The following is a 1,238-nucleotide window of genomic DNA, read 5'->3' on the forward strand; positions in this document are numbered from 1 at the left end:
CATATTTCATTTGATCAAACAGGCTTAAAGAAATTCGTTAACGATAACGAATTAGGCGAAATGCAAGCAATGGTAATGCGCGGATGATGAATTACGCAACGGTACTGGTGCCGGGGCGGACTTCCGTGACTGGCTCCATTGCCAACTGATTACGACAAGGAAGAGTTTGCCCGGATCAAGGCCGCTGCCAAGAAGATCCAATCAGATTCAGACATCTTAGTGGTCATCGGGATTGGTGGTTCTTACCTTGGTGCCCGGATGGCAGTTGACTTCTTGCACAACACCTTCTACCAAGCCCAAAAGGCCGCAGACCGGAAGTACCCATTAGTACTCTTTGCCGGAAATTCCTTAAGCTCAACTTATGTTCATGACTTGATTGAATATTGGCGACAAGGACTTCTCCGTTAACGTGGTTTCCAAGTCCGGGACCACAACGGAACCATCAATTGCTTTCCGGATCTTCAAGAACCTCTTGATTAAGAAGTATGGCGAGATGAAGCCAATAAGCGGATCTACGCTACCACTGATAAGGCTAAGGGTGCTTTGAAGACTGAAGCTGACGCCCACGGCTACGAAAGCTTTGTGATTCAAGACGGTATCGGTGGTCGTTACTCCGTTCTTTCCCCAGTTGGCCTCTTACCAATCGCTGTTTCTGGCGGCGACATTGACCAGTTAATGGCTGGTGCCGCTCAAGCGGAAAAGGACTACACGGATCCAAAGTTAGAAAATAACGAAGCTTACCAATACGCTGCTTACCGGAACATCTTGTACCGGAAGGGCTATGAAACTGAATTGCTTGAAAACTACGAACCAAACATGACGATGTTTGCTGAATGGTGGAAGCAATTAGCTGGTGAATCTGAAGGGAAAGATCACAAGGGCATTTATCCATCTAGTGCTAACTTCACGACTGACCTGCACTCCCTTGGTCAATACATCCAAGAAGGTCGGCGCTTCTTGATGGAAACCGTTGTTAAGTTAGACCAGCCAAATCACGATATGGAAATCCCAAGCGAACCGGATAACCTGGATGGCTTAGGCTACTTGGAAGGCAAGACGATGGACTTCGCTAACACCAAGGCTTATGAAGCCGTTGTCGCTGCTCATACGGCTGGTGGAGTACCGGTAATGACCGTTCACATTCCAAAGGAAGACGAATACACCCTTGGCTACCTGATCTACTTCTTTGAAGTGGCTATGGGAATCTCCGGTTACCTCAATGGGATCAACCCATTCAA

The 1,238-nt window shown here is 47.6% G+C and carries 1 pseudogene; it reads left to right on the forward strand.

Features of this window, described 5'->3' with window-relative positions:
• A pseudogene (locus HMPREF0549_RS08835) lies at window positions 1-1,238 on the forward strand (glucose-6-phosphate isomerase); the annotation flags it as partial.

Source organism: Limosilactobacillus vaginalis DSM 5837 = ATCC 49540 (assembly GCF_000159435.1).
GTDB classification, from domain to species: domain Bacteria; phylum Bacillota; class Bacilli; order Lactobacillales; family Lactobacillaceae; genus Limosilactobacillus; species Limosilactobacillus vaginalis.